Raw genomic sequence first — 20,366 nt, 5'->3', positions numbered from 1 at the left:
CCGGCCAAGGGGCAATGCCCCTGTGGAACCCCGCCGTCAGCGGAGACGGAGATGGCAGGTCGCGGCAGCGAAACTCGACGGAAATCGCATTCGGTGCTGGTGCGCCTGACCATGGCCGAGCATGACCGGCTGACGGGCCTGGCGGATCGCGAAGGCGCAACCCGGGCCGAATATCTGCGGCGCCGCATGCGCGATCCGGCATCTCCGCCGAATGAGTCCGGTGGCCTTTCCGAAAGTGATCGCGTCCTCCTTGCTGGTCTGACCCGCAGCATGGGTCATGTCGCTGGACTTATGAAACTGACGATGCTCAAGACACCCGCCATTGGGCCATCGGCTAGCGTTCGCGCAATCCTTGCCGCCCATCATCGCGACCTGCAGGACCTCCAGGCGCAGGTTCGCACGTTGCTGGAGCGTGTGACGTGATCGGTGGCCTGGTCCTCCATGACGGGCATCCGGCCCTGGCGATCCACCTCGCAAGGGTTGATGACAACGAGCGCGTCACCTTTCGCACCCGCGGGCTGTCGGCAAACACCATCGCCGATGCCATTGCTGAGCTGCGGTTGATGGCCCTCGGCTCTCGCACCGGCAAGCCCATCATCCACTCCTGGGCCAGCCCCTCGATGACCTATTCGGACGCAGATTGGGAGAGACATCGTGAGGAATATGAGGCCGAGTTCGGCCTCGTCGGCTTTCCTTGCGTCGAAGTGTATCATCTGAAGTATGGTGAGGGAGGAAGGACGTCCATGCATGTGCATCGCGTCCACCTCCGCATCGATTCTGATGGCAGGGTCGCCTCGACCAGTCATTCCGCTGCCCGTCAAGAGAAGGTCAGCCGAATTTCCGAGTTCCTGGCGGGTGAGCGCTTTACGTCGGGCGTTTTCAACAAGTCCGTCATTTCCAGGCTCCGCGAAGAGGGTCGGCCCGAGATTGCAGACGCCATGGTACGGGCCGGGCTCGACAAGACGACCGCAGCCGCCTCCCCCACTTCGGTGGAGCGGGCTACGGCAGAGCGGCTGCAGGACCTTTCCGTCGACGAAGTCTGGCGCCGCTGCGCTGCGGCTTGGCGACGCTCGGATACCGGACCGGCATTCAGCGCCGCCCTGGCTGACTCTGGTCTGCGCCTTGCCCAGGGTGAGAAATGCCCGGTCGTTGTTTCGCCAGCCGGCGTGACTCACCCGCTGTTGCGCGCCATCAACAAAGGCGGCGAGCGCCAGAGCGGGCAGGCCATTCGCAAGGCAGATCTGACTGCCCGGCTCAGGGGCATGGTCTTGCCTTCTGCGCGCGAGTTGCTTCCCTTAGCGGGCTTTGTGGCCGGGGTCTTTTCCATCACTCATCTGGACCGTGTGCCAGTGTCCGCGCCCAGGCAGCCAGAGACCATGACGGATGGGGAGGTCCCAGCGACTGGCGCCGTCGACCACACCCCTGAGCTCACCTTTGAGCAGGAGGCCGCACTGGTGGAGCTGGACGATGCTCTCCACAGCGCCGCCGCGGGCCGCGCCCGCGAAATCCGTCTGCAGATCGAAGACGAGATTGTCAAAGAGGTCAGGAAGCGCCGACAACATGAGGCACTGCGGCTGCGGATCGCAGGCGAGAAGGCCGCATGGGATCTGGCGGGCATCGGCGTTCCGAATTGGCGGGATCGCTATCGGGCCGAGCTTGCAGGACTGCCTGCGCAATACGGTCCGCACCTCAAGTGGGTCGAGCAACTCGATGCCGAGCGACGTCGGGTGACTCTCAAATCCGGCGCGATCTTGACCCTGGCGCCGGATCGGACGTGGACCGCGCAATCAAGCAATGCCGACGTAATCCCGTTCATGATCTCACATGCAAAGGAAAGGGGCTGGAAAACCATTACCGTCAATGGCAAGCCGGAATGGCGAGCGAAAATGGCCCAGGAAGCAACCAGGGCCGGGCTGGTCGTCATGGATGCCGACCTACAGAACATCGTTGCCGATGAGCGCCTTCACATTCACCAGGAAGCCTTGGTCGACGCATGGTTGCAAGCTCGGGCCGCTTTGGCGCGCTGTACCACGGAGACCCGCCAGCAGGCGCTCGAGAGGCTTATGGGTGTTCTTGGACAGATTGCCGAAGACGAGACCGACCTTGTCGGTCGCGTGATCGACCCTGATCGCCAAGAAGCGCTGGCCAAGGATATCATCCGCTACCGCCACATGACACAAGACCAGGCACAGGAACTGGCCGCCGGGCCCAGTTCCCCAGGCTCCCCGTTCCGAGGTGGGTAGGCGCTGGACACAGCGGGCGGCGGGGGCGGCGCCCCGCCGAAACGCCGCGGCGGCGGACTGATCTCAAGGCAAAAATCCGGCGTGCCGACCCCGGAAATCGTCAGCCGATTCATCCGATGGAAACATCGGCCGGGCTAAGGTTCCCGGTGTCGGCAATGACGTCGACGGTCAGGTACGGCAGTCGTCTTCGCCAAAAGGCGGCCGCCATTGGGGCGCCAACCCCAACAGCAGCCTGGCCATGTTCAACCCCTGTTTCACCCAGAGGTAATCCATGGTACCCCGCGCAGGCACGTGGAAAACCCTTGCGTGCCGGCTTGTTGCGGCGGGCTGTACTGCCTAATGTACTCCCGAACGTATCCCTGAACCCTGATCGCGTGTTTTCAGGTCAGAAAATCCCGGATTTCCGGGGGTTTCAGCTCCTTGTGGCGGAGTGTCCCTCTCTCTCCGCCACTTCCTTTCCTCGTGACATTGACTTTGAGCGTCGCGGCCGCCATGCCGGCGCGTGTCTTTCGTCCAATGGCAGGCTGATTGCGATGACGCGCCTCATCCTCTTCAACAAGCCTTTTCGGGGTGTTGTCGCAATTCACTGGCGGCGGCCCGGGGGAGACGCTGGCCGATTTCGTCAAGGTGCCGGGGGTCTATCCGGCGGGGCGGCTCGACAAGGACAGCGAAGGGCTGCTGCTGCTGACCGATGACGGGCAGTTGCAGGCGCAGATTTCCTCGCCGCGCTTCAACAAGGAAAAGGTCTATCTGGTACAGGTGGAGGGCGAGCCTTCCGAGGTCGCGCTGAGCCAATTGCGCAAGGGCGTCGACCTCAAGGATGGACCGACGCGGCCGGCCAAGGCCCGCCGGATCGAGGCGCCCGCGCTCTGGGAGCGTGATCCGCCGGTGCGGTTTCGCAAGAGCGTGCCGGACAGCTGGATCGAACTGGCCATCACCGAAGGCCGCAATCGGCAGGTGCGGCGGATGACGGCGGCGGTGGGGCATCCGACCTTGCGACTGGTGCGCTGGCGGATTGCGGACTGGACGCTGGAGGGGCTGGCGCCGGGCGAGTGGCGCGAAGTGCGTGCCAGCATGGGGCCGCAGCGCCGCCGAGCGCCAGGCGCATAGCACCAATGAAGGGCTGGCGCAGGGGTTCAGTTTGCCCTATTTCCCCGCCAACAGCCGGTCCATTCTGGACCTGGCCGGGTTGGAGGACTGAATTTGTCGACCCAGACCCCACTCAGGCGCCTGACCACGCGCGATATCGCCGCCATGCGACGACGCGGCGAGGCCATCGCCATGCTCACTGCCTATGACGCTACCATGGCCGCGCTGGTCGAGGCAGCGGGGGTCGACATGATCCTCGTCGGTGACAGCCTAGGCAATGTCGTGCTCGGTCACGAGACGACGCTGCCGGTGACGCTCGATGACATGATCCGCCATGCCGCTGCGGTCAAGCGAGGATCGCAGCGCGCACTTCTGGTCTGCGACATGCCGTTCGGCTCGGTGACCGATCCCGATACGGCGCTCCGCAATGCCGTCCGGGTGATCAAGGAAACCGGGGTCGAGGCCGTCAAGATCGAGGGCGGGCTCGCCATGGTGCCGACGGTCCAGCGGCTGGTGGCCCATGGCATTGCCGTGGTCGCCCATATTGGCCTCACGCCGCAGCATGTGCACCAGATGGGCGGCTACTACATGCATGGCAAGGACGAAGCTTCGGCGGAACGGCTGCGCCAGGAGGCCCGTGCGCTCGAGGCGGCCGGCGCCTTTGCCATCGTGCTCGAATGCGTCACCCCGGCGCTGGCGAGCGAAATCACCCATATGCTGACCATTCCCACCATCGGCATCGGCTCGGGCAAGGATTGCGCGGGACAGGTGCTGGTGATCAATGACCTCATCGGCCTCAATACCGCGCCCCCGCCGAGTTTTGCCCGGCCGCGCGCCGATGTCGCCGCGATCATCAAGGCGGCGGTGGGCGAGTATGTCAGTGAAACCAAGGCTTTACGCGGGCCTATTCCGCTGCCGCGGCGGGCTGACTGACGCCATGGCCAATATTCTCATTGCCGTTTCCGGGTCGATCTCGGCCTACAAGGCAGCCGATCTGGTCAGCGAACTGGGCAAGGCCGGGCATCAGGTGCAGTGCATTTTAACCAGCAGCGCCAAGGAGTTCGTGTCGCCGCTGGTGCTCGAAACGCTGAGCGGCCGCAAGGCGCGGGTGGAGCAGTTCGGACCGGATGTCTCCGGTACCGAGCATATCGATTTCGCGCGGTGGGCGGAGGTGATGGTGTTTGCGCCGGCGAGTGCTAACATGCTGGCGCGCCTCGCTTTAGGGCTGGCCGATGACCTGCCCTCGACGGTGGCGCTGGCCACCGAAGCGCCGCTGCTGATTGCGCCGGCGATGAATACGGTGATGTGGGAAAAACCCGTTGTGCAACAACATCTTGCGACGCTGGTCGAGCGCGGCGCGACGGTGATTGAGCCGGCGTCGGGGCTTCTGGCCTGTGGCGAGGTGGGCGTGGGCAAGCTGGCGCCGGTGGCGACGATCGTCGCTGCCATCGAAACGGCGCTGCGGCCCGGAGGGGTCCAGGACCTTCAAGATGAACGCATTCTGATCACCGCCGGGCCGACCACGACGGCGATCGATGCGGTGCGCTATATCACCAATCATTCGACCGGGCGCATGGGCGCGGCCATGGCCGAGGAAGCGCTCAAACGCGGCGCGGTGGTCGACTATGTGCTGGGTGTCGACAAGGGCGTGGTGCGGCCCAAGCCGCCACGCGGAACCGAGGAGCGGCTTCACCTGGTTGAGGTGCGGACCGCCGAGGAGATGGCCGCGGCCGCGCTCGAAAGATTGCCGCAAGCCACCGGCGTCGTGGCGACGGCGGCGGTGATGGACTATGCGGTGGCGGCGCCCTCGGCGAGCAAGCTCAAGCGCGCCTCGGACGCCATCGCGCTCGATCTTGTCCCGTCCACCGATGTGCTGGGCAGCCTGAGGCAGGCGGCAAACGGCCAGTGGTTCCTCGGCTTTGCCGCCGAGACCGATGATGTCGAAGCGCATGGCGCGGGCAAGCTCAAGGCCAAGGGGCTCGATTTCCTCTTTGCCAATGAGGTCGCCAGGCTGGGCGCGGCCGGCCAGACCGGCTTTGCCGTGGGCACCAATGCCGGCGTGCTGCTCTCGGCCAAGGGCGCGCGCCACGAACTGGCGCTGGGACCCAAGAGCGAGATTGCCCGGCAGATCTGGGATCTCATCGCATGACACTCATTCTGCGCGACAAGGCCAGCCTCAGGGCGTGGCGCGCCAAGGTGACCGAGGGGACACGCATTGGCTTCGTGCCCACCATGGGGGCGCTGCATGAGGGCCATATGAGCCTGATGGCCCAGGCGCGGGAGACGGCCGACGTGGTCATCGCCTCGATTTTCGTCAATCCGCTGCAGTTCGGGCCGAACGAGGATCTGTCGCGCTATCCGCGCCCCATCGAAGCCGATATCGAAAAGCTCGAACGGGCGGGGGTCGATGCGCTGTTCCTGCCAACGGTGGAGGACATGTATCCGACCGGTGCCTCGACGCTGGTGGAGGAGACACTGGTTTCCGGCCCCCTATGCGGGGCCATGCGGCCGGGGCACTTCCGCGGCGTCACCACGGTGGTGCTGAAGCTGTTCAACCTGGTGCAGCCACATGTGGCCGTGTTCGGGCAGAAGGATGCGCAGCAATGCGCGGTGATCGAGCGCATGGTGCGCGATCTCGACGTGCCGGTGGAGATCGCGCGCGGGCCGATCGTGCGCGAGGCCGATGGATTGGCGCTGAGTTCACGCAATGTCTATCTCTCGGCAGAAGACCGGGCGGCCGCGCCGCTGATCCACAAGAGCCTGCAGGCGGTGGCCGCGGCCCATGCGGCGGGCGAACATGATGCGGAAAGGCTGGCCGAGATCGGGAGATCGATGCTGGCGCAGTCGGACCGGATCAAGGTGCAGTATTGGGACGTGCGGGACCCCGAGAGCCTGGGGGCCATCACCACGGTGGGCGCGCGCGGGGCGCTCTGTGCGGTGGCCGCGCATCTGGGGGCCACGCGGCTGATCGATAATCTGGTGATTGGGCCGGAGGGGTAGGGGGCCGAGCGATGCCCCTGCCAGTCGAGTATAGCTCTCCTGGCCTTCTCACCTAAATTCGCTCCATTGGCGCGAATTTGCCTACGGCCAGTTCGAACCCCTCATCCGCCCTTCGGGCACCTTCTCCCACAAGGGGAGGAGGGAGGCGATGAACACCGGCGGCAGCGCCGGCCCCTGCCAGTCGAGCATAGCTCTCCTGGCCTTCTCCGCTCATATCGCTCCACCGGAGCGATATGCCCTTCGGGCCGCTGCGAAGCCCACTATGGGGAGGGAGACGATGAACATGACGCTCGTTTCCGGAAAGGCCTACTCGGCCGCCATGATCTGGGGCGCGCCGGCCAGCTTGTTGTCGCCGAAAAAGCGCAGGGGGCGGATTTCGTAGCAGCCGAGGCCGGGATTGGCTTCCGCCAGATCCCTGGCGAAGGCGAGGGCCTCGTCCATGTCGGCGCAGTCGGCGACGTAGAAGCCCAGAAACTGTTCCTTGGTTTCGGCAAAGGGGCCGTCGAAGACAACCGGCGCGCCATTGGTTTTCCGCAGCGTCTTGGCCTCATCGGTGTTCCAGAGGCGCACCACCGGGCCCAGCTTGCCGCGACCGGCCATGCCCGACTGCACATGCATCAGCCGCGCCATGCAGGCATCGTCCTCTTCCTGGGTCCAGGATGCGACGGCGTTTTCCTCGTTGTAGCACAGGATGGCATAGAGCATTTTTCCGACCTCTTGCTGGCAGCGGCAGGGACTATGCTCCTGTCAGGTCAGGATTCCAAGACCTCCGGCGGCGGCACGCGGCGGGCAATGGTGAGGGTGGCGCCGATCGAGGCGGCGATGATGGCGGCCATGCCGACAACCTGCCCGGCGGTCAGCACTTCGCCCAATATGACGAGGCCAGACAGCGCGGCCAGCGCGGGTTGCCCGCTCATCAGGATGCCGAAGAGACGGGCCGGGATATGGGGCAGGGCGACCATGTCGAGTGCATAGGGGATGGCGCTGGAACAGAGTGCGACGGCGAGGCCGAGGGGCAGCAAGGCCGGGTCGAACAGGCTCGCGCCCGCCGTGGCAAGGCCGAAGGGCAGGGCGATGATGGCCGCCGTTCCGACGCCCAGCGCGGCGATATGGGGGCCGCCGCCGGTCCCGGCGCGCTGGCCGAAGACGATATAGCCGGCCCAGCAGGCCCCGGCGCAGAGCGCCAGCGCGATCCCCAGCGGGGAGATGTCGCCGCTGGTCTGCGCCCAGGGCAGCAGCAGGGCGAAACCGGAAACGGCGAGCACGATCCAGAAGAAATCCAGCGGCTTGCGCGCCCCGAACAGGGCCACGGCAAGCGGGCCGGTGAATTCGAGCGCCACGGCGATGCCGAGCGGAATGTGTTCGAGCGCGGCATAGAAAAAGAGGTTCATCGCCCCCATGGCGCCGCCATAGAGCAGCACGGCGCGCCATTGTGCCGGGCCGAGGCGATGGCGCCAGGGGCGGAAGACGGCGATCAGCACCAACGCCGCCAGGGTCAGCCGCAGGGCCGTGGCCCCGCCGGCGCCGACCAGGGGAAACAGCATCTTGGCAAAGCTCGCCCCGGTCTGGGTGAAGACCATGCCGAGGGTGACGAGCAGGACGGGGAGAAGGAGGGTGCTGGAGCGCACGGGATGGGCTTTCTGGACGATTTTGGCGGCTGTAACAGGCTTTCTTGCGCGGCCTACCCCACTTCACCGCAATCTATATGCGTGCCAATGTTCTTGAAAGAGGTGGTCGATCTAGTTTTCGATCCAGTATCTGCCATGATAAAGGTGCTGCTTGCCTCTTCTACTAGGATGGACCCAATGCGCCGTTGCCGATTTCTTGGAAGTGGTCGCCATACTCGCAGCAGGTGGGGTGAACGTCTATGTTGACGCCGCTTCCCCTCCAATTGGAGGTAATTACGTTTGATATTCGTCAAGCCATCAATGCAAAATTGTATTACCCTGCACTGCTAGTAACTTTAACCTTGCCGGAAATATGCGCGGGGCTCACTCTAGACAAATCTCAGTTCGTCAAGCAAAAGCAGTACGTTGAATTTGTCGACTCTTACACGAGGCCAGAGGAGTTGGGACTTGATGGCATCAGCTGCTACCAACTTAGGGGCGGGTTGGTCCATCGTGCAGATTTGCGTGCTCACCCGTATTTTGGCGGCACACACGTGATCTTCACTACCCCGGAATCCCGAGGCTCAACCCACGGATTCTCCATTGCTGTCGCTGACAAGAGTGCCGCGATGTTTGACCTGGTTATGATGAGCAATGCGATGATCGAGGGCGCGCGTCGTTGGTATGGCGACAACAGTAGCAACCAAAAGGTAGCCGAAAATCTTGCGTTTCTCATTCGATCCTGCCCCAACGGTCTGCCACCATTTGTTGCTGGATTTCCGGTTGTTGCTAGCGGCGTGTGACGGACGAGTGAATGGACGAACATCGCCGGCCCCTGCGGCAAGGCTGCGCTACCTCCCCTAGAATGGAAAGTGGTCCGCTCGGAATGGGTTTCGGCTCGTGCTCGCTAAGTCTGACATATGAGAGCAATCAACATTGCGGCGGGTGGCAGTTTCATATCAGCCCAATTGACCCCAATCCCCGCCCCCTTTAGTCCTAGCTACCGGAACAAAGGAGGAATCTCATGGAGTATCGCTATCTGGGGCGTTCGGGGCTGAAAGTCTCGGTGCTGACCATGGGGACCATGACCTTTGGCGGATCTGAAAAGATCGGCAATACCAGCCCGGCCGACGCGGCGCGGCAGGTGGACATGTGCCTTGATGCCGGGATCAATCTCTATGACACCGCCAATGTCTATAATGCCGGTGTGTCCGAGGAGATACTGGGCGATATCCTGGCCGAGAATGGCCGCCGACAGAAGGCGCTGGTGGCCACCAAGGTGCGGTTCCGGATGGGCGAGGGGCCCAATGAGGCCGGGCTTTCCCGCCACCACATCATGGAACAGTGCAAGGCGAGTCTTCGCCGCCTCAAGACCGATGTGATCGACCTCTACCAGGTGCATGAATGGGACGGGAGGACGCCCATCGAGGAGACGATGGAGGCGCTCGATACGCTCGTGCGGCATGGGCATGTGCGCTATATCGGCTGCTCGAACTATTCGGGCTGGCACATCATGAAGGCGCAGGCCTCTGCCGACCAGCGGCACAATGCCCGCTTCATCTCCCAGCAGATCCATTATTCGCTGCATAGCCGCGACGCCGAATATGAGCTGGTGCCGATTTCGCAGGACCAGGGGCTGGGCATGCTGATCTGGTCGCCGCTGGCCGGGGGCCTGCTGTCGGGCAAGTATCGCCGCGACAGCCAGCCCGAGAGCGGGCGGCATGTGGGCGGGTTCCGCGAGCCGCCGGTCTATGATTGGGACAAGCTTTACGACACTATCGACGTCATCGTCGCCATCGCCGAAGCGCGGGGCGTATCGGGCGCGCAGGTGGCGCTGAGCTGGCTGCTTGGCCGGCCGGGCGTGACCTCGGTGATCATCGGCGGGCGCAATGAAAAGCAGTTTGCCGACAATATCGCGGCGGCCGATTTCAAGCTCAGCGCCGAGGAGCGGGCGCGGCTCGACGCGGTGAGCCGGCCGCCGCTGCTTTACCCCTATTGGCACCAGTCCTTTACGGCGCAGGACCGGCTGGGCCCGGTCGATCTCGACCTGATCGCGCCCTATGCCGAGGAGTTCAAGCGTGGCTGACCTGGTGTTTCCGGCGCCACAGCCGGTGCGCGTTCCGGTGCAGGGGGGCGGGTTCTTTCCGGTGCGGCGCATCTATTGCGTGGGGCGCAATTATGCCGAGCACGCCCGGGAGATGGGCCATGACAGCCGCGAGCCGCCATTCTTTTTCGACAAGCCCGCTGATGCCGTGGTGATCGATGGGGCGCCCATCGCCTATCCGCCGCAGACCAAGGATTTGCAGCACGAAATCGAGCTGGTGGTGGCCATTGGCAAGGATGGCGCGGCCATTGGCGAGCATGCGGCGCTCGAGCATGTATTCGGCTATGCCGCCGGACTGGACATGACGCGGCGCGACCTGCAGGCCCAGGCCAAAAAGGCGGGACGGCCCTGGACCATGGCCAAGGGGTTCGACCAGTCGGCGCCGATCGGCGTCATCGCCCCGGCCAGCGTCATCGGCCATCCAGCCCGCGGCGCGATCAGCCTTTCGGTCAATGGCGCGGTGCGGCAGCGGGGCGACCTTGGCGAGCAGATCTGGAGCGTGCCCGAGACCGTGGCCTTCCTCAGCCGGCTGGTGACGCTCAGGGCCGGTGACCTGATCATGACCGGCACGCCGGCCGGGGTCAGCGCGGTGCGGCGGCGCGACGTGCTGGAGGGCAGTATAGAGGGCGTGGGCACTGTTTCGACGGTTATCGCCTGATGGCGCCGGTCTGGTCGGGCCAGCAGGACGCCGCGCTGGTGGCGGTCTCGCAATGGCTCAAGGACAGACAAGGCCCGCAGGTATTCCGCCTGTTCGGCTGGGCCGGAACCGGCAAGTCGACGCTGGCGGTGCATCTGGCGCAGGATGTGCGCAGCGTGAAATATGCAGCCTTTACCGGCAAGGCGGCGATGGTGATGCGCAAGCGCGGCTGCAAGGGCGCCCAGACCATCCATAGCCTCATCTATACGCTGGTGAGCGAGAAGGAGGGCGAGCCGCGCTTCGTGCTCGACCCGGAAAGCCCGGCGGCTGACGCTGATCTCATCGTCATCGACGAGGTGTCGATGGTCGATGAGCAATTGGGCGCGGATCTGCTGAGCTTTGGGGTCAAGGTGCTGGTGCTGGGCGATCCGTTCCAATTGCCGCCGGTGCAGGGCGCGGGGTTCTTCATCAATAAAGAGCCCGACATCATGCTGACCGAAATTCATCGCCAGGCGGCGGACAATCCGATCATCCAGCTCTCCATGGCGGTGCGCGAGGGCGGCTTTCTCGAGCATGGCCGCTATGGCGAGAGCGTGGTGGTGGGGCGCGACCAGGTGGATCGCGACGCGGTGCTGGAGGCCGACCAGGTGCTGGTGGGGCGCAACAAGACGCGGCTGACCTATAATGACCGCCTGCGGGAATTGAAGGGCCTGCCCTTTCATGAGCCGGTGGTGGGCGACCGCATGGTGTGCCTGCGCAATAACCCGCGCAAACGCCTGCTCAATGGGCAGATCTGGATCGTCACCGACGCCACGCGGCGCTCGAACGGCAAATGGAGCCTGCTTTTGGCCGATGACGAGGGCAAGGGCGAGGCCCGGGTTTTGACCCACAAGGCGTTCTTTGCGGGCGAGGAGGACGCGATGAGCTGGCCGGAGCGGCGGCAGTTCGACGAGTTCACCTTCGGCTATTGCCTCACCGTCCACAAGGCGCAGGGCAGCCAGTGGGACAATGTGTATCTGTTCGACGAGAGCTTCGTGTTCCGCGAGGAACGGGCGCGCTGGCTCTACACCGGGATCACGCGGGCGGCGGAGAAGATCACCATTGTGAGCTGAGGGGCAGTCCGCGCAGCGGATGAATGGCTCCAGTGGAGCCATTCAAACCCCGAAGGCCATGAGAGCTATGCTCGAATGGCGGAGTCCTATTTCGATTTTGCCTGTGGCGGAGTCCCCGCCACTCGACCATAGGTCTCGTGGCCTTTGACCCTAGAAACGCTCCACCGGAGCGTTTCTGCCGGAGGCACGGGTCAAAGTTCCAACATACTTGACCTGATCTATAGAGCTTGGCGCGCGACCGGTCCGAATGGCTGATATGTCATGGGCAGGGAAGGCTTGCGCTGCCGGGGAAAAATACCCCATTGTTTCAATCGACATAGCCAAGACCGCCGGAGGCGCCGATGCACCATGACACCCCCCTGATCACAACGATCGTCGCGGGTCTGGTGCTGGCCTATATTTTCGGCATGGTCGCCAACCGGTTCCGGATGCCGCCGCTGGTGGGGTATCTGTTTGCCGGCGTGCTCGTTGGTCCCTATTCGCCGGGCTTTGTCGCCGATCTCGAACTGGGGGCGGAGCTGGCCGAACTGGGCGTCATCCTCCTGATGTTCGGCGTGGGCCTGCATTTTTCATTGAAGGACCTGATGAGCGTCCGGGCGCTGGCCATTCCCGGCGCCATCGTGCAGATCGGGTTTGCGACCCTGCTCGGCATGGGGCTGGGCCTCCTCCTGGGCTGGGACCTGTTCGGATCCATCCTGTTCGGGCTGGCGCTGTCGGTGGCCTCCACCGTGGTGCTGCTCAAGGCATTGCAGGACCGGCGGCTGCTCGAAAGCGAGCGCGGGCGCATCGCGGTGGGCTGGCTGATCGTGGAAGACCTGGCCATGGTGCTGGCGCTGGTGCTGGTGCCGGCCATTGCCAGCCTCAATGGCTCGGTGGAGGGCGTGCACGACCCCTTCGTGTCCTTCGTGACCCGGCTCCTCGGCATCGATGTGGGCCTGTGGGGCATATTGGGGCTGACGGTGCTCAAGGTGGCCGCCTTTGTCGGCTTCATGCTGGTGGTGGGGCGGCGCGTCATTCCCTGGGCGCTGCATGCCACCGCCCATACGGGCAGCCGCGAATTGTTCCGGCTGGCGGTGCTGGCCATCGCGCTTGGGGTGGCGCTGGGCTCGTCGGTGCTGTTCGGCGTGTCGCTGGCGCTGGGCGCCTTCTTTGCCGGCATGATCCTTTCCGAAAGCGAGCTTTCCCATCGCGCCGCGCAGGAAACCCTGCCGCTGCGCGACGCCTTTGCGGTGCTGTTCTTCGTATCGGTGGGCATGCTGTTCGACCCCTCGATCATCGTGACGCAGCCGCTGCTGGTGCTGGCGGTGGTGTTCATCATTGTCATCGGCAAGTCGCTGGCCGCCTTCTGGATCGTGGTGCTGTTCAAGCGGCCCGTCTCGACGGCGCTGACCATTTCGGCCTCGCTGGCGCAGATCGGCGAATTTTCCTTCATCCTGGCCAGCATGGGCGTGGCGCTTTCGATCATGCCGCCCGAGGGACAGGACCTTATCCTGGCCGGGGCGCTGATCTCGATCGTGCTCAACCCGGTGGTGTTCTTCGCGCTCGACCTGGTCAAGCCGCGGCTCGAGGCCCGCGTCGCCCGCCGCAAGGGCGAGGAGCCGCCGGCACCGAGCGAAGTGCGGATCGAACCTTCTGCGGGCACTGAGGGGCCGGCCACGACCGATGCGCCATCCGAAGGCGCCATCGACCGTGGGGCGCAGGGCGCCGATGACGATACCGGGGAGCCCTCGCACCAGACCGGCCATACCGTGCTGGTCGGCTATGGCCAGGTGGGGCGGATCGTGGCGGCTGGCATCAAGGCCGATGGCGGCGGGCTGGTGGTGATCGAGGATTCCGACCACGACGTGGCCGCGGCCCGCGCCGAAGGCTTCGAGGTGATCTTCGGCAATGCCGCCAGCGAGGATGTGCTCAAGCTGGCCAATCTGGGCGCGGCCAAGGCACTGCTGGTGGCGATCTCCAACGGGTTCGAAGCGGGATCGGTCTGCGAGAGCGGGCGCAAGCTCAATCCGGGCATCGCCATCATCTCGCGCGCCTATTCGGAGGAGGAAGAAGCCTTCCTGCGCAATCTGGGCGCCACCACGATCATCCGCGGCGAGCAGGAAATCGGCAAGGGCATTCTCGCCTATCTGCGCAGCGATGCCGGCATGGCCGGTGCGGGCGTCGAGATGCCGGCGGAGCCGAAGCTGCCCACGGCCGAGAATATCCTCGCCAATGCGGCGATGGGCGCGGCCCTGACCGAGGCGGCGCTGAGCGAAGCGTCCCCCGAGGACGCCGAGACACCACCGGTCGCAGAGCCATCGACGGACGAGCCTGTTGCTGTGGCGGCGGGCGCGGACGAGGCGCCGCCCGAGGACGCTGGCGAAGCGGAAAGCGAGGCGCCGGACAAGACGGACGAAGCGGCACAGGCCGAGGTCGAAGCCGGCATTGCCGTCATCGAGGCGCCCCTGCCGAATGAGGCGCCGAGCGCCGAACCGACCGCCGGGCAAACCGAAGACGTCATCATCCTGCCGCCTGCGGAACTCGAGCCGGTCGAGACGACCCCGCTGGTGGGCGAGGCGCCGGCGGAGATCGACGAGATCGTCGCGCTGCCAAAGGCGGATGCGGACGAGGTTCAGCCGGACGCGGATGCCGGGTCCGGGGAAAACCAGTTGCCCGAAGGCGATGGTGATGACATTGGGACAGCGGCGGAACAGGACAATTCGGCGCCGGACGAGGAGCCGGAGCCCAAGCGTTAGGGGCGGTAAACGCCAGGGGGACTGAATGATTTCGCAGAAGGCGAAATATGCCTTGCGGGCCTTGGTATCGCTGGCACGCGCCGGCCGGGGCCAGAGCCGCATGATTGGCGAGATTTCCAAGGATCAGGCGATCCCGAAGAAGTTTCTCGAACAGATCCTGCTCGAACTCAAACGGGCGGGCCTGGTCAATTCGCGGCGCGGCCGCATGGGCGGCTATGAATTGCTCAAGGCGCCCGAGGAAATCACCTATGGCGAAGTGCTGCGGCTGATCGACGGGCCGATTGCGCCGCTGCCCTGCCTTTCCAAGATTGCCTACAAGAAATGCGTCGACTGCCAGGACGAGGGGTCCTGCGAAATCCGCCATGTCTTCGAGCGGGTGACGCTGGCGACGCGGGCGGTGCTGGACCAGACAAGTCTCGCGGATTCGCTGAATCTCGAAGATTTGCCGGTCTGATCATCGGCCTGCAGGGCAAGATCGCTCCAGTGGAGCGATTTTAGATGAGCAGGCCATGAGGGCTATGCCCGAAGGGCCCGGAAGTCCAGCAAGCGGGATACCCCGCGCCAGGGTTTCACGTTCAGGCTGACGCGGTTCAACCGCCCCTCCACTTGAGGGGCAGGGGTCAACTTCGGCCGCGGGCGCCGGGATCAATGGTGCCGCCCGAACCCCCACCCTCGTTCCCTCCCCGCAAGGGGGAGGGAGGCGATGGAGCCGGCAATCCAGCGAATAGCGAGACCCTCTGGCTTCTCCTTGATGGGGGAGGGAAGCCACCAGGTGGGGCATCGCGTATGAGGTGCGCCCGGGCCATTCGAGCATAGCTCTCATGGCCTTCTTGCTTTCAAAGGCTCCACCGGAGCCTTTGATCTGCTGCGCAGACCAGCTGCGAAGTTACCCAAACACCACCGTCTTGCGTCCATTGAGCATGACCCGGCTTTCCAGGTGCAGCTTGACGGCGCGGGCGAGGACGCGGCTTTCGATGTCGCGGCCGGCGGCGACGAGGTCGTCGGGGCTCATGGCATGGGTGACACGGGCGGTTTCCTGCTCGATGATCGGGCCTTCGTCGAGGTCGGGCGTCACGTAATGGGCGGTGGCGCCGATGATCTTGACGCCGCGCTCATGGGCCTGGTGATAGGGCTTGGCGCCCTTGAAGCTGGGCAGGAACGAGTGATGGATATTGATGACCTGGCCGAAGAGGCGGGTCGAGAGATTGTCGCTCAAAACCTGCATGTAGCGCGCCAGCACCACGAGGTCGGCGCCGGTGGACTTGACGATGTCGAGCACCTGGGCTTCCTGGGCCGCCTTGGTGTCCCTGGTGACCGGCAAATAGTGGAAGGGCACGCCGGCGTCTTCGGCGATCTTGCGGGCGTCCTCGTGATTGGAGACCACGGCCGCCACCTCGGCATCGAGCCAGCCGACGCGGATCTGATAGAGCAGGTGCAGCAGGGTATGGTCGAACTTGGAGACCATGATGACGATGCGCTTCTTGCGGCTCTCGTCGACTAGGGCCGTCTTCATGTCGAAGCGCTCGATGGGCGATTTGAGCGCCTTCTCGATGGCGTCGCGATCGACCCCTTCGGGCGCGGTGAAGGCCAGGCGCATGAAGAAGCGGCCGGTTTCCCGATCCCAGAACTGATTGCTCTCGGCGATATTGGCCTTGAGCGCCGCCAATTCTGTGGTGACGGCGGCCACGATGCCGGGGCGATCGGTGCAGCTGAGGGTCAGAACGAAATTGGACGCGGGCAATTCTGCCTCCAAGTTTATTTGTCGCGCTTCCGAACCGAAAAACCGGCAACCACTTTTTCTGGAAGCGCTTTGGGCTCGGCCAGCGGTATCAATGGGTTGAGCAGCGCAGTCAAGCCATACCGGGGCGATTGGTGAAGGGGAGGGCCAACAGAAAAGGGCTGCCCTTTGCGGACAGCCCTTCCTGAGCTTATCGGCCTTGAGGGCCGGGAGGTGTGTGCTTGTTGTTCCCTAGGCGCGGTCTCGAAACGGAAAAGTGGTGTCCACTTTTCCTGAGCCCGCTCTAGTCGAGATCACTCCCAGTCAACACACGAAAACCCAGACCTTCCTCAAGAGCCAAAATCTCATAAGACACTGGATCACCTCCTTTGCTTTGGTTGAACATGAGGGGAGCTTGCGACTGATTTGCCGCCTTGTCCAGTCATGACGTGATCACGAGCGATTCAGGGTCTCACGAAACAGGGGAAAGATGACCAATCCCAGGGATGTCAAATATGCCAATGAGAGCATTGCCCGCTGGCAATCCGCCCTCAAGGAGCGGGCGATGCTGGAAACCAACAATATCACCTTCGCCTGCCTGCGCGGTGTCCTGCACGAAATCCGGGCGCGACTGCCACTCAAGGACCTGGCGCGCTTCGGCAATCATCTGCCGGCGGTCCAGAGAGGCGTGTTCTACCAGGACTGGACGCCCTCGGACCCGGTGGACACGCCGGACCTGGCCAGCTTCGAGCGCGCGCTGGCGGATCGGCTGCTGCCCCATGTGCATATGCCGGAAGGCATCACTGCAGACGTGCTCTTTGTCATCCGGACCGAAAGCGAACCCTTCGATGCCGCGGCCATCGGCGAGGTCCTGCCCCCGCCGCTCAAGGCCCTGTGGGCGCGCTTCTAGCTCGGTCCGAGCCGTCGCCGGTCAGCCTTGCGCCTTGGGCTTGCCGCGCAGCTGGATGATGGTGGCCGCCAGCACTCCCAGCGCCACGATGCCGATGATGATGGTGGCCAGCGCATTGACGTCGGGTGAAACGCCCAGCCGCACCTTGGAGAAGATCACCATGGGCAGGGTGGAGGAGCCCGGGCCGGAAACGAAGCTGGCAATGACGAGGTCGTCGAGCGAGAGCGTGAAGCCAAGGAGCCAGCCCGAGACCAGCGCCGGGGCGATGATGGGCAGGGTGATGTCGAAGAAGGTGCGGACGGGCGAGGCACCCAGATCCATGGCGGCTTCCTCAAGGCTGCGGTCGAAATCCCCGAGGCGCGACTGCACCACGACGCATACATAGGCGGTGCAGAAGGTGGCATGGGCGATGACGATGGTCAGCATGCCGCGGCCCTGCGGCCAGCCCAGCACCGATTCCATGGCCACAAAGAGAAGCAGCAGCGACAGGCCGGTGATGACATCGGGCATGACCAGCGGCGCCGAAACCATGCCGGAAAACAGGGTGCGGCCGCGGAAGCGGCGGAAGCGCACCAGCGCCACGGCGGCCAGCGTGCCCAGCACCAGCGCGATGCTGGCGCTGATGGCGGCGATCTGCAGGCTCAGCCAGGCGGCGCCGAGCAGTTGCGGATCGCTGAACAGGGCGCCGTACCACTTGGTCGAGAAGCCGGACCAGACGGTGACCAGGCTCGATTCATTGAACGAGAAAATGACCAGCGAGACGATGGGCGCGTAGAGGAACGAGAAGCCCAAGGCTGCAGCTATCGGCAGGAACCATCCGCGGCGCATGCTACTTCTCCACCACGGCGCCCTGGGCGCGTTGCAACAGCATGATCGGCACCACCACCACGACCAGCATGGCCACGGCCACGGCGGCGGCGCGTGGCCAATTGGTGGCCGAGAAGAATTCGTCCCAGAGCACGCGTCCGATCATCAAAGTTTCCGGCCCGCCGAGGAGCGAGGGGATGACGAATTCGCCAATGGCCGGGATGAACACCAGCATGGAGCCGGCAATGATGCCGGGCAGCGACAGCGGCAGGGTGATGAAGAGGAAGGTGTGCACCGGCCGTGCGCCCAGATCGGCCGAGGCCTCGAACAGGGAGACGTCGAGCTTCACCAGCGTCGTATAGAGCGGCAGGATCATGAAGGGCAGGTAGGTGTAAACAATGCCCACATAGACCGCGAAATCGGTCTGCATCATTACCAGCGGCTCAATGCCGAACAGGCCCAGCAGCTGGTTGATCACCCCGTTGCCGCGCATGAAACCGGTGAGCGCATAGACGCGCAGGAGGAAGGAGGTGAAGAAGGGCAGCACCACCAGCATCAGGAGGATATTGCGCCAGCGATCGGAGGCGCGGGCAATGGCATAGGCCATGGGATAGCCCACGAGCAGGGTGATGATGGTGGCAATGGCGGCAATGCGGATCGAGGAGAGATAGGCCGCGACATAGAGATTGTCGGTGAACAGGCGGATATAGTTGTTGAGATGCAGCGTGAGCTGCACCGTGCCCTCTTCAGTGGTGAGGAGGGGCGAATAGGGCGGGCGGCCGAACTGCTTGGTTGCCAGGGAAATGCCGAAGACCACGGCCAGGGGCACGAGGAAAAAGACCAGCAGCCACAGGACCGGCGCGGCCAGCACCAGCATGCGGCCGGTGATGCCGACGCGGGCGAGGCCGCGCTCGACGGCGTTCCAGGGCTTCAAGCGCCGGGGCGGCGGAATGGTGGGGTCGTGGGTGGTGGTCATGGGCAGACCTCCATGAGTCCGGTGCTGCTCCCCTCCCCCTTGAGGGGAGGGGTAGGGGGTGGGGGTGTTGTGCCCAGAACGCGCGCAGCATGTGGGAAAAGGGCCGACACCCCCACCCCAGCGCCGCTACGGCCCTTAGGGCCTAGCTTTGCTACCCTCCCCTCAAGGGGGAGGGAGCCGAAGGGGCCGAAAGTGCCTGCTCTGCTCATCATGAGGTCAGCACCGAGCCGGCGGAATCGTCCCAGGTCACATAGACCTTTTCTTCCCAGGTGATGGCGTCGGGATTGCCGCGCACCGAATTGGTCTGGCTGACGCGGATGCGTTTGCCGCTCTCGAGCGCGATCTGATAGACCGAGATATCGCCCAGATAGGCGATTTCCTCGACCACGCCGGTGGCGACATTGGCGCCATTGAGGCCCTCGGGCTTCTCGCGGCTCAGGACCATCTTTTCGGGCCGGATCGCCCACCAGAGGCGCTGCTCGGGGGCGCAATCGACGCCGTGGCCGACATAGATGTCCGAGCCCAGTTCGCTCGAGCGGATGCGCACGTGATCGGGCTCGTCCTCGGTGACGACGCCTTCCACCATGTTGACCGATCCGATGAAGCCGGCCACGAAGCGCGAATTGGGGAATTCGTAGATGTCGGTGGGCTCGCCGATCATGACGATCTCGCCCTGGTTCATCACCCCGATGCGGGTGGCCAGGGTCATCGCCTCTTCCTGGTCATGGGTCACCACGATGAAGGTGACGCCGAGCTGTTCCTGGATCTTGACCAGTTCGAACTGGGTTTCCTCGCGCAGCTTCTTGTCGAGCGCGCCCAGCGGCTCGTCGAGCAGCAAGAGCTTGGGGCGCTTGGCCAGGGCCCGGGCCAGGGCGACGCGCTGGCGCTGGCCGCCGGACAATTGGTGCGGCTTGCGCTTGCCATAGTCCTGGAGCTTGACCAGGGCCAGCAGTTCGGCGACGCGGGCATTGATCTCGGCGCGCGGCAGGCCGTCGCGCTTCAGGCCATAGGCAATGTTCTGCTCGACGGTCATATGCGGGAACAGCGCATAGGACTGGAACATCATGTTGACCGGCCGGTTATAGGGCGGCACCTCGGTCATGTCCTGGCCGTCGATCTCGATGGTGCCCGAGGTGGGGGTCTCGAAGCCGGCCAGCATGCGCAATAGCGTCGACTTGCCCGAGCCCGAGCCGCCGAGCAGGCAAAACAGCTCGGACTTGTAGATGTCGAGCGAGACGTCGTGCACGGCAATGATGTCGCCGAATTTCTTCGACACATTCTTGATGCGCACAAAGGGCTTGTTGTTGGCCGTATCGCGCCAGGGACGGGTGTCTATCGCAAGCTGCGGTCTTTTGGCCATGACGCTCTGCAAATCTGGTTGGGGCGGCGGTTGCCGCCGTCTTGTGCGTGTGCGGCGGCGGCGGATCGG

At 64.4% G+C, this 20,366-nt stretch carries 18 protein-coding genes and 1 pseudogene; 13 read left to right on the top strand and 6 right to left on the bottom strand.

Annotated elements, in window-relative coordinates; genetic code table 11:
- Window positions 1-51 precede the first annotated feature (51 nt).
- From K1X15_RS18435 to panC, 6 genes are all read left to right on the top strand, one after another.
- Entirely contained in the window at window positions 52-423 is a 372-nt protein-coding gene (locus K1X15_RS18435; RefSeq protein WP_220305029.1) for a hypothetical protein, read from the top strand.
- The gene (locus K1X15_RS18430; protein WP_220305028.1) at window positions 420-2,243 is read left to right on the top strand and encodes an LPD7 domain-containing protein; all 1,824 of its coding nucleotides are present in this window, start codon (window positions 420-422) and stop codon (window positions 2,241-2,243) included. The genes K1X15_RS18435 and K1X15_RS18430 overlap by 4 nt, the downstream gene beginning before the upstream one ends.
- Window positions 2,244-2,816: 573 nt before the next feature.
- The gene (locus K1X15_RS18425) at window positions 2,817-3,353 is read left to right on the top strand and encodes a pseudouridine synthase (RefSeq protein WP_220305027.1); all 537 of its coding nucleotides are present in this window, start codon (window positions 2,817-2,819) and stop codon (window positions 3,351-3,353) included.
- A 93-nt stretch (window positions 3,354-3,446) separates the two neighbouring features.
- Window positions 3,447-4,265 (top strand): 3-methyl-2-oxobutanoate hydroxymethyltransferase, encoded by an 819-nt coding sequence (gene panB / locus K1X15_RS18420; protein WP_220305026.1) that lies wholly within the window; start codon window positions 3,447-3,449, stop codon window positions 4,263-4,265.
- A 4-nt stretch (window positions 4,266-4,269) separates the two neighbouring features.
- Window positions 4,270-5,481: a bifunctional phosphopantothenoylcysteine decarboxylase/phosphopantothenate--cysteine ligase CoaBC gene (gene coaBC, locus K1X15_RS18415; protein ID WP_220305025.1), complete on the top strand. Its 1,212-nt coding sequence runs from the start codon at window positions 4,270-4,272 to the stop codon at window positions 5,479-5,481.
- Window positions 5,478-6,332 (top strand): pantoate--beta-alanine ligase, encoded by an 855-nt coding sequence (gene panC / locus K1X15_RS18410; protein WP_220305024.1) that lies wholly within the window; start codon window positions 5,478-5,480, stop codon window positions 6,330-6,332. The genes coaBC and panC overlap by 4 nt, the downstream gene beginning before the upstream one ends.
- Window positions 6,333-6,638: 306 nt before the next feature.
- Here panC and K1X15_RS18405 read toward each other — a convergent pair whose 3' ends face one another.
- Entirely contained in the window at window positions 6,639-7,037 is a 399-nt protein-coding gene (locus K1X15_RS18405) for a YciI family protein (protein WP_220305023.1), read from the bottom strand.
- Between the two features lie 47 nt (window positions 7,038-7,084).
- Window positions 7,085-7,960 (bottom strand): EamA family transporter, encoded by an 876-nt coding sequence (locus K1X15_RS18400; RefSeq protein ID WP_240549561.1) that lies wholly within the window; start codon window positions 7,958-7,960, stop codon window positions 7,085-7,087.
- Window positions 7,961-8,199: 239 nt separating this feature from the next.
- On the opposite strand from K1X15_RS18400, the gene K1X15_RS18395 reads away from it, so the two are divergent.
- The 6 genes and pseudogenes from K1X15_RS18395 to K1X15_RS18370 all read left to right on the top strand — a co-directional run bounded on the left by K1X15_RS18395 (window position 8,200) and on the right by K1X15_RS18370 (window position 14,981).
- A complete protein-coding gene (locus K1X15_RS18395) occupies window positions 8,200-8,742 on the top strand; it encodes a hypothetical protein (protein WP_220305022.1) in 543 nt (180 codons plus the stop codon).
- 221 nt (window positions 8,743-8,963) lie between these two features.
- Complete coding sequence (locus tag K1X15_RS18390; protein WP_220305021.1) at window positions 8,964-10,025, top strand: aldo/keto reductase; 1,062 nt, start codon at window positions 8,964-8,966, stop codon at window positions 10,023-10,025.
- The gene (locus K1X15_RS18385) at window positions 10,018-10,701 is read left to right on the top strand and encodes a fumarylacetoacetate hydrolase family protein (protein WP_420828348.1); all 684 of its coding nucleotides are present in this window, start codon (window positions 10,018-10,020) and stop codon (window positions 10,699-10,701) included. Before K1X15_RS18390 ends, K1X15_RS18385 begins: the two co-directional genes overlap by 8 nt.
- Entirely contained in the window at window positions 10,701-11,792 is a 1,092-nt protein-coding gene (locus tag K1X15_RS18380) for an ATP-dependent DNA helicase (protein WP_220305019.1), read from the top strand. The genes K1X15_RS18385 and K1X15_RS18380 overlap by 1 nt, the downstream gene beginning before the upstream one ends.
- A gap of 341 nt (window positions 11,793-12,133) precedes the next feature.
- Window positions 12,134-13,912: pseudogene (locus K1X15_RS18375) on the top strand (cation:proton antiporter domain-containing protein); the annotation flags it as partial.
- Between the two features lie 640 nt (window positions 13,913-14,552).
- Window positions 14,553-14,981: an RrF2 family transcriptional regulator gene (locus K1X15_RS18370; protein WP_220305017.1), complete on the top strand. Its 429-nt coding sequence runs from the start codon at window positions 14,553-14,555 to the stop codon at window positions 14,979-14,981.
- A 432-nt stretch (window positions 14,982-15,413) separates the two neighbouring features.
- Here K1X15_RS18370 and purU read toward each other — a convergent pair whose 3' ends face one another.
- On the bottom strand, window positions 15,414-16,268 hold the full coding sequence (gene purU, locus K1X15_RS18365; protein WP_220305016.1) for a formyltetrahydrofolate deformylase: 855 nt from the start codon (window positions 16,266-16,268) through the stop codon (window positions 15,414-15,416).
- Window positions 16,269-16,734: 466 nt separating this feature from the next.
- On the opposite strand from purU, the gene K1X15_RS18360 reads away from it, so the two are divergent.
- A complete protein-coding gene (locus tag K1X15_RS18360; RefSeq protein WP_220305015.1) occupies window positions 16,735-17,154 on the top strand; it encodes a DUF2267 domain-containing protein in 420 nt (139 codons plus the stop codon).
- Between the two features lie 21 nt (window positions 17,155-17,175).
- On the opposite strand, the gene K1X15_RS18355 is transcribed toward K1X15_RS18360, so the two are convergent.
- The 3 genes from K1X15_RS18355 to K1X15_RS18345 all read right to left on the bottom strand — a co-directional run bounded on the left by K1X15_RS18355 (window position 17,176) and on the right by K1X15_RS18345 (window position 20,297).
- A complete protein-coding gene (locus K1X15_RS18355; RefSeq protein WP_220305014.1) occupies window positions 17,176-17,982 on the bottom strand; it encodes an ABC transporter permease subunit in 807 nt (268 codons plus the stop codon).
- A gap of 1 nt (window position 17,983) precedes the next feature.
- Complete coding sequence (locus K1X15_RS18350; RefSeq protein WP_220305013.1) at window positions 17,984-18,937, bottom strand: ABC transporter permease subunit; 954 nt, start codon at window positions 18,935-18,937, stop codon at window positions 17,984-17,986.
- A 208-nt stretch (window positions 18,938-19,145) separates the two neighbouring features.
- On the bottom strand, window positions 19,146-20,297 hold the full coding sequence (locus tag K1X15_RS18345) for an ABC transporter ATP-binding protein (RefSeq protein WP_220305012.1): 1,152 nt from the start codon (window positions 20,295-20,297) through the stop codon (window positions 19,146-19,148).
- Window positions 20,298-20,366 lie beyond the last annotated feature (69 nt).

The sequence above is a fragment of the Devosia salina genome (genome assembly GCF_019504385.1).
Classification (GTDB): Bacteria; Pseudomonadota; Alphaproteobacteria; order Rhizobiales; family Devosiaceae; genus Devosia; species Devosia salina.
This window is presented reverse-complemented; position numbering and strand designations above follow the sequence as displayed.

What these genes read in the sequence shown, in the direction of transcription:
- K1X15_RS18435 (WP_220305029.1), top strand. Translation starts at nt 52, where the DNA reads ATGGCAGGTCGCGGCAGCGAAACTCGACGGAAATCGCATTCGGTGCTG.
- K1X15_RS18345 (WP_220305012.1), bottom strand. Translation starts at nt 20,297, where the DNA reads ATGGCCAAAAGACCGCAGCTTGCGATAGACACCCGTCCCTGGCGCGAT.
- K1X15_RS18380 (WP_220305019.1), top strand. Translation starts at nt 10,701, where the DNA reads ATGGCGCCGGTCTGGTCGGGCCAGCAGGACGCCGCGCTGGTGGCGGTC.
- K1X15_RS18360 (WP_220305015.1), top strand. Translation starts at nt 16,735, where the DNA reads ATGACCAATCCCAGGGATGTCAAATATGCCAATGAGAGCATTGCCCGC.
- K1X15_RS18395 (WP_220305022.1), top strand. Translation starts at nt 8,200, where the DNA reads ATGTTGACGCCGCTTCCCCTCCAATTGGAGGTAATTACGTTTGATATT.
- coaBC (WP_220305025.1), top strand. Translation starts at nt 4,270, where the DNA reads ATGGCCAATATTCTCATTGCCGTTTCCGGGTCGATCTCGGCCTACAAG.
- panC (WP_220305024.1), top strand. Translation starts at nt 5,478, where the DNA reads ATGACACTCATTCTGCGCGACAAGGCCAGCCTCAGGGCGTGGCGCGCC.
- K1X15_RS18405 (WP_220305023.1), bottom strand. Translation starts at nt 7,037, where the DNA reads ATGCTCTATGCCATCCTGTGCTACAACGAGGAAAACGCCGTCGCATCC.
- K1X15_RS18350 (WP_220305013.1), bottom strand. Translation starts at nt 18,937, where the DNA reads ATGACCACCACCCACGACCCCACCATTCCGCCGCCCCGGCGCTTGAAG.
- K1X15_RS18390 (WP_220305021.1), top strand. Translation starts at nt 8,964, where the DNA reads ATGGAGTATCGCTATCTGGGGCGTTCGGGGCTGAAAGTCTCGGTGCTG.
- K1X15_RS18370 (WP_220305017.1), top strand. Translation starts at nt 14,553, where the DNA reads ATGATTTCGCAGAAGGCGAAATATGCCTTGCGGGCCTTGGTATCGCTG.
- K1X15_RS18355 (WP_220305014.1), bottom strand. Translation starts at nt 17,982, where the DNA reads ATGCGCCGCGGATGGTTCCTGCCGATAGCTGCAGCCTTGGGCTTCTCG.